This window comes from Acidimicrobiales bacterium (assembly GCA_036273495.1).
GTDB lineage: Bacteria > Actinomycetota > Acidimicrobiia > Acidimicrobiales > JAJPHE01 > DASSEU01.
On record DASUHN010000199.1, the window covers coordinates 1 to 6,601 of the forward strand.

The following is a 6,601-nucleotide window of genomic DNA, read 5'->3' on the forward strand; positions in this document are numbered from 1 at the left end:
CGGGGATTCAGGCCCCCGACATAATTCAGCCAGACAATGCGAAGACGCCGTGGAGGGCCTGCACGGCCTGCTCGACCTCACCGGCCCTGACGACGCACGAGATCCTGATCGACGACGTGGAGATCATCTCGATGTTCACCCCGCCGGTCGCCAGGGTCTCGAACATGGTCGCGGCCACACCGGGGTTGCTCTTCATGCCGGCGCCGATCAGCGACACCCGGGCCACGTCGGCGTCGGCGATCACGGTGTCGGCGCCGATCTCGGGGAGCAGGCCCTCGGCCACCTCCAGGGCCACGGCCAGGCTCTCCTTGGGCGTGGTGAACGAGATGTCGGTGGTCCCGCGCATCGAGACGTTCTGCACGATCATGTCGACGTTGACGTCCCGGTCGGCCAGCGCCCGGAACAGGCGGGCGGCGATGCCGGGGCGGTCGGGCACGTGGGTGACGGTGACCTTGGCCTCCGACGTGTCGTGGGTGACGGCGGAGATGATGGCCTGCTCCATGTCGGGATCCTCCTCCTCGACCCAGGTGCCCGGCTCCCAGGTGAACGCCGAGCGGACGTGCAGCCGCACGCCGTGGTTGCGGGCGAACTCGACCGACCGCATGGCCGGCTTCGGGCAGCCGGTGGCGGTCATCTCCAGCATCTCGTCGAACGAGAGCCGGCCGAGCCGCCGGGCGTCGGGCACGACCCGGGGATCGGCCGTGAAGACCCCGGTGACATCGGTGTAGATCTCGCAGCCGTCGGCCTCGAGCACCGCCGCCAGCGCCACCGCGGTGGTGTCGGAGCCGCCCCGGCCCAGGAAGGTCACGTCCCGGCTCTCCCCCGAGACGCCCTGGGCCCCGCCCACGACCGGGACCCGCCCCGCCGCCAGGGCGTCCCTGATCCGGTCCCCCCTGACCTCGAGGATCTTGGCGTTCTGATGGGTCCCGTCGGTGATGAACCCGGCCTGGCTCCCTGTCAACGAGACGGCGGGGACCCCGGCGTCGATCAGGGCCATGGTGAGCAGGGCGGTGGCCTTGCGCTCACCCGCCGTGATCAGCATGTCCATCTCCCGCCCCGGCTTGGAGCGCGCCACCTGATCGGCCAGGTGCAGGAGGTCGTCGGTCTCCTTGCCCATGGCGGAGACGACCACCACCACGTCGTGGCCCTGGCGCCGGGTGCGGGCGACGTGGTCGGCCACGGCCCGGATGCGGTCTACGTCGCCCACCGACGTGCCCCCGTACTTCTGCACGATCAGGGACACGGCAAGAAGCTACCAGCGCCGGCTCCCCGCTCCCGGCCCCCGCCACGGCTCCACTACCTTCTTTCCTCCGTGCCGACCGATAAGCGACAGCGACAGCGTGAGGGCCGTGAGTACCGCCGGGCCCAGCTCCAGGCCGCCCAGAAGCGCCGGGGCCGCCGCCGCCAGGCCTACATCTTCGGGGTGCTGGCCGTGGGAATCGGCGTGGTGATAGCCGTGCTCAACATCAGCGGCGGCTCCAAGCCGACCAACGTGGCCGCCAAGGGCTCGACCACCACCAGCACGACCTCGGCGTCGTCGACCACGAGCACCACCTCGTCCACCCCGGCGCCGGCATCGTCGGTGGCGGCCTCGGAGCTGTCCTGCTTCGGCATCAGCGGCAACCCGAGCCGCAAGACCAAGTTCAGCGCCGCCCCGCCGATGTGCATCAACTCGGCCAAGTCCTACAAGGCGGTGGTGCAGACCGACGTGGGGACCTTCGACATCAGCCTCGACCCGAAGGCGGCGCCGAAGACCGTCAACAACTTCGTGTACCTCTCGCTCTACCACTACTACGACGGCATCGTGTTCCACCGGGTGATCCCGGGGTTCGTCGTGCAGGGCGGGGACCCGACCGGGACAGGGACGGGCGGACCCGGCTACCAGTTCGCCGATGAACTGCCCAAGGCGGGCGCCTACAAGATCGGCTCGCTGGCCATGGCCAACTCTGGGCCCAGCACCAACGGCAGCCAGTTCTTCATCATCACCGGCAGCCAGGGCGTGCAGCTCCCGCCGCAGTACTCGCTGTTCGGGCAGGTGACAACGGGCATGTCGGTGGTGAGCGCCATCGAGAAGGACGGGACGACGGGGGGAACCCCGAAGGTGGAGCACCACATGGTGCACGTGACGATCGAGGAGAGCTGATGGCAGAGGACACGCCCAACCCGGACGGATCGAGCCAGCAGAAGCGGCGCTTCAAGAAGGAGCCGCCGATGATCATCGATCCCGGGAAGCGCTACACCGCGACCATGGAGACGTCCAAGGGGACGATGACGATCTCCCTCGACCCGGTGGCGGCGCCCCACACGGTGAACAACTTCGTGTTCCTGGCGCGCTTCCACTACTTCGACGGGATCTTCTTCCACCGCGTCATCCCCGGCTTCGTCCTGCAGGGCGGGGACCCCGACGGCACCGGGCGGGGCGGGCCGGGCTACCAGTTTGCCGACGAGCTGCCCAAGGCGGGCCGCTACGAGATCGGATCGCTGGCCATGGCCAACGCCGGCCCCGACACCAACGGCAGCCAGTTCTTCATCATCTCCGGACCCCAGGGGGTGCAGCTGCCCCCGCAGTACTCGCTGTTCGGCAAGGTGGTGAAGGGACTCGACGTGGTCTCGGCCATCGAGGCCGTCGGCACCAGCTCGGGCTCCCCCAAGGAGAAGGTCTTCATCGACTCGGTGACCATCACCGAGGACTAGGGGCGCCGGCCCGCCCGCCGGGCCGTCATGGCAGCCGGCTGAGGTCGGACTCCTTGCCGTCCACGTAGACCTCGACCCGGCCCGCCCCGGACACCCGCCAGCCGCGGGCGTCCTTGGTGAGGGCGGTGCGCTCGTCGATCCCGACCAGGGGCAGGCCGGCGGGCGCCAGCTCGAGGGTGCGGCGGGCCTTGTCCTCCGACCAGTCGTCGAAGTGGGGGATGACCGCCAGCTGGCTGCACAGGCCCAGCCCGAGGGTGAAGGCCCCGCCCCGGGGGTCGACCATGGGATCGGTGAGCACCATGGCCCCCGCCGACGAGCCCGCCACCGTGGCGCCGTCCCCCCACGCCGCCACCAGGGCCTTCCACACCGCCGAGTCCTTGAGCACCGACCGCAGGTGCAGGGGAGAGCCGCCGCCCAGGTAGACGAAGCGGGCGGCCCGGACCTCGGCCGCCAGGTCCTCCCTCTCGGCGTCGCTCCGGCGCAGCACCTCCAGGCCCCGGGCCCGGCCCCCCAGGGAGGCGAACCACCGCTGGGCCCACTCCACCGCCCGTTCCGGGTGCTCGTAGGCGGCGGCGGTCGGCAGGATCAGCACCTCGGGGTTGCCGGCGGCCTCGAGCGCCTCGGCGTCGAACACGCAGCCCTCGCGCCACTCGGCCCCGCCGACGAGGAGAAGGGGGCCGCTCATCGGGGGTAGGTCCCGGGCTCGACCGGGGGCTGGGACCGGCGGGCCACCGCCGTGCCCACCACGCCGGGGGACGCCAGTGGACCGAGAGGCAGGTGGACCCGCTCGTACTCGACGGGGAGGAGCCCGGCCCGCCGGAGGGCCAGGACCGGCTCCCGGTCGAGGTGGCACCCGGGCACGAGCACCCGCCACAGCGGGGTCACGGCCCGCTGGACCACGCCCCGGGCGCCCGGGCCCCGGACGTGCTCGAGGAACAGCACCCGTCCCCCCGGCGCCAGCAGGCGGGCGATCCGGGCCGCCGCCGCCCCCTCGTCGGGAACGGTGCAGAGCACGAGGGTGCACACCACGGTGTCGAAGCCCCCGTCCGGGACGCCCAGCGCCTCCAGCCCGGGGTCGTCGATGCCGGCGGCCACCACCCGGGCGGGGACGGGACAGGTGTCCAGGCGGCCCTCGAGGTGGCGGCGCATGGCGCCGTCGGGCTCGAGCACCACGACCTCGCAGGCGGCGCTGAAGTAGGCCAGGTTGTGGCCGGTCCCGCCCCCGACCTCGAGGACCCGGCCCGTGGCCCCGGCCAGGAGGCGGCGGCGGCGCTCGGCCAGACCGGCCGCCTCGGCGGGCGCGGTCATCCGGTCGTAGACGGCGGCGTAGATGCGGTGGTCGCGCATGGGCGGCCCCATGTTGGCAGGCGGGACGGCCCCGCCCTGCGCCCGCCCCGAACGCCCGCCCGCACCTGGCCGCCGGAAGCTACCGCCCGGTAGCCTGCGGGCCATGACCATCAAGCGCGTGGGGATTGTTGGTTCCGGGATCATGGGTTCGGGCATCGCCGAGTGCGCCGCCATCAACGGCTACGAGGTGGTGCTGCGGTCCCGCCAGCAGAGCAGCGCCGACGCCATGGTGGCGGGGCTGGAGAAGTCGCTGGGCCGGGCGGTGGACAAGGAGCGGATGACCGCCGCCGACCGCGACGCCGCCGTCAGCCGGGTCACGGCCACGTCCGATCTCGGGGAGCTGGCCGAGGTCGACCTGGTGATCGAGTCGGTCGTCGAGGACCTGGCGGTCAAGAAGCACCTGTTCACCGAACTGGACCGGATCTGCAAGGACGGCGCCATCCTCGCCACCAACACCTCGACCCTCCCGGTGATCGACATGGCCATGGAGACGGGCCGCCCCGAGAAGGTGTGCGGCGTCCACTTCTTCAACCCGGCCCCGATGATGTCGCTGGTCGAGCTGGTCCGCCCCCTCACGGCGGCGGAGGAGACCCTGGCGGCGGTGCGGTCGTTTGCCGAGGGGTGCGGGAAGCAGGTCGTCGAGGTGAAGGACCAGGCCGGCTTCATCGTCAACGCCCTCCTGTTCCCGTACCTGAACAACGCCGTGCGCCTGCTCGAGAACGGCGTGGCCACCCGGGAGGACATCGACACCGCCATGAAGGGCGGCTGCAACTTCCCGATGGGCCCGCTGGCGCTGCTCGACCTCGTCGGCCTGGACACCAGCCTGGCCATCATCGACGCCCTGTACGAGGAGTTCCGCGACCCGAACTACGCCGCCGTTCCCCTGCTGCGCCGGATGGTCGTGGCCGAGCAGCTGGGCCGCAAGACCGGCAAGGGCTTCTACGACTACGCCAAGAGGTAACGGGGGAGGTAGGGCGTCGTGACCAGTCCGGTCGACAAGCCGTGGGTCATGCGCACCTACTCGGGCCATTCCTCGGCCCGGGCCTCCAACGAGCTGTACCGGACCAACCTGGCGCGGGGCCAGACCGGGCTGTCGATCGCCTTCGACCTGCCCACCCAGACCGGCTACGACCCCGACTCGCCCGAGGCGGCGGGCGAGGTCGGCAAGGTCGGGGTGCCGGTGGCCCACCTCGGCCACATGGCCCAGCTGATGGACGCCATTCCCGTCGAGGCCATGAACACCTCGATGACGATCAACGCCACCGCGGCGTGGCTGCTCGGCCTCTACATCGCCAACGCCGAGGACCAGGGCGCCGATCCGGCCAGGCTCCAGGGGACGATCCAGAACGACATCGTCAAGGAGTACCTGTCCCGGGGGACCTACATCTTCCCCCCCGAGCCCAGCCGGCGTCTGATCGTCGACACCATCGCCTACACCGTGCGCCACGTGCCGAAGTGGAACCCGATCAACGTCTGCAGCTACCACCTGCAGGAGGCGGGGGCCACGCCCGTGCAGGAGCTGGCCTACGCCCTGGCCACCGCCGTGGGCGTGCTCGACGCCGTGCGGGGGTCGGGGCAGGTGGAGCCGGCCGACCTGGCGGCGGTGGTGGGGCGGATCTCGTTCTTCGTGAACTCGGGCATCCGCTTCGTGGAGGAGACCTGCAAGATGCGGGCCTTCACCCGCATGTGGGACCGGATCTGCCGCGACCGTTACGGAGTCGAGGACCCGAAGCTGCGCCGGTTCCGCTACGGCGTGCAGGTGAACTCGCTCGGGCTGACCGAAGTGCAGCCCGAGAACAACATCCAGCGGATCGTCCTCGAGACGCTGGGCGTGACCCTGTCGCGTGACGCCCGGGCCCGGGCCATCCAGCTGCCGGCGTGGAACGAGGCCCTCGGGCTGCCGAGACCATGGGACCAGCAGTGGTCGCTGCGCATCCAGCAGGTGCTGGCCCTCGAGACCGACCTGTTGGAGTACGAGGACATCTTCGACGGCTCCCACGTGGTCGAGAAGAAGACCGCCGAGCTGGAGGAGGCGGCCCAGGCCGAGCTGGACGAGGTGCTCGAGCTGGGCGGGGCGTTCGAGGCCATCGACGAGCTGAAGGGCCGGCTGGTCCGCTCCCAGGCCGAGCGGACCCGGCGCATCGAGACCGGGGAGCTCCAGGTGGTGGGGGTGAACACCTTCACCGAGGGGGCGCCCTCACCGCTGCTGGCCGGCCAGGAGAGCTTCCTCAAGGTCGAGCCGGCTGGTGAGGCCGAGCTGCGCGCCGACGTCGCCTCATGGCGAAGCGGCCGGGACGCCGCCCGGGTCGGTGCCGCCCTCGACGATCTGCGCCGGGCGGCCGAGGGCGGGACCAACGTGATGGCGGCCACCATCGCCCTGGCCCACGCCGGCGGCACCACCGGGGAGTGGGCCGGCGCCCTCCGGGAGGTGTTCGGGGAGTACCGGGCTCCGACCGGGGTCGGTGGCGCCGTCGGCCACCGGGGGGCGGAGATGGCGGCGGTGGTCGAGAAGGTGAAGGCCCTCCCGGGCGGGCCGCCCCGGCTACTGGTGGCCAAGCCG

Annotated in this window: 7 protein-coding genes; 4 read left to right on the forward strand and 3 right to left on the reverse strand. The window is 71.6% G+C overall.

From position 1 onward, the window contains the following. Nucleotides 1-25: 25 nt before the first annotated feature. The gene (locus VFW24_08315; protein ID HEX5266764.1) at nt 26-1,243 is read right to left on the reverse strand and encodes an aspartate kinase; all 1,218 of its coding nucleotides are present in this window, start codon (nt 1,241-1,243) and stop codon (nt 26-28) included. 69 nt (nt 1,244-1,312) lie between these two features. Between VFW24_08315 and VFW24_08320 the strand changes: the two genes are divergently transcribed. Next, nucleotides 1,313-2,143: a peptidylprolyl isomerase gene (locus VFW24_08320; GenBank protein HEX5266765.1), complete on the forward strand. Its 831-nt coding sequence runs from the start codon at nt 1,313-1,315 to the stop codon at nt 2,141-2,143. Further along, nucleotides 2,143-2,694, forward strand: coding sequence for a peptidylprolyl isomerase (locus VFW24_08325; protein ID HEX5266766.1), 552 nt, complete (start codon nt 2,143-2,145; stop codon nt 2,692-2,694). Before VFW24_08320 ends, VFW24_08325 begins: the two co-directional genes overlap by 1 nt. A gap of 25 nt (nt 2,695-2,719) precedes the next feature. Here VFW24_08325 and VFW24_08330 read toward each other — a convergent pair whose 3' ends face one another. Together VFW24_08330 and VFW24_08335 are read right to left on the reverse strand one after the other, a co-directional pair. Further along, nucleotides 2,720-3,379, reverse strand: a complete 660-nt coding sequence (locus VFW24_08330; GenBank protein ID HEX5266767.1) for a Type 1 glutamine amidotransferase-like domain-containing protein — start codon at nt 3,377-3,379, stop codon at nt 2,720-2,722. Beyond that, nucleotides 3,376-4,041, reverse strand: a complete 666-nt coding sequence (locus VFW24_08335) for a methyltransferase domain-containing protein (protein HEX5266768.1) — start codon at nt 4,039-4,041, stop codon at nt 3,376-3,378. Before VFW24_08335 ends, VFW24_08330 begins: the two co-directional genes overlap by 4 nt. Nucleotides 4,042-4,144: 103 nt before the next feature. Between VFW24_08335 and VFW24_08340 the strand changes: the two genes are divergently transcribed. Both VFW24_08340 and VFW24_08345 read left to right on the forward strand, forming a co-directional pair. Beyond that, complete coding sequence (locus VFW24_08340; protein ID HEX5266769.1) at nt 4,145-5,002, forward strand: 3-hydroxybutyryl-CoA dehydrogenase; 858 nt, start codon at nt 4,145-4,147, stop codon at nt 5,000-5,002. Nucleotides 5,003-5,020: 18 nt separating this feature from the next. Then, nucleotides 5,021-6,601 (forward strand): methylmalonyl-CoA mutase family protein (locus VFW24_08345; GenBank protein ID HEX5266770.1); only part of this gene is annotated, 1,581 nt, incomplete at its 3' end.

What these genes read in the sequence shown, in the direction of transcription:
- VFW24_08330 (HEX5266767.1), bottom strand. Translation starts at nt 3,379, where the DNA reads ATGAGCGGCCCCCTTCTCCTCGTCGGCGGGGCCGAGTGGCGCGAGGGC.
- VFW24_08325 (HEX5266766.1), top strand. Translation starts at nt 2,143, where the DNA reads ATGGCAGAGGACACGCCCAACCCGGACGGATCGAGCCAGCAGAAGCGG.
- VFW24_08340 (HEX5266769.1), top strand. Translation starts at nt 4,145, where the DNA reads ATGACCATCAAGCGCGTGGGGATTGTTGGTTCCGGGATCATGGGTTCG.
- VFW24_08335 (HEX5266768.1), bottom strand. Translation starts at nt 4,041, where the DNA reads ATGCGCGACCACCGCATCTACGCCGCCGTCTACGACCGGATGACCGCG.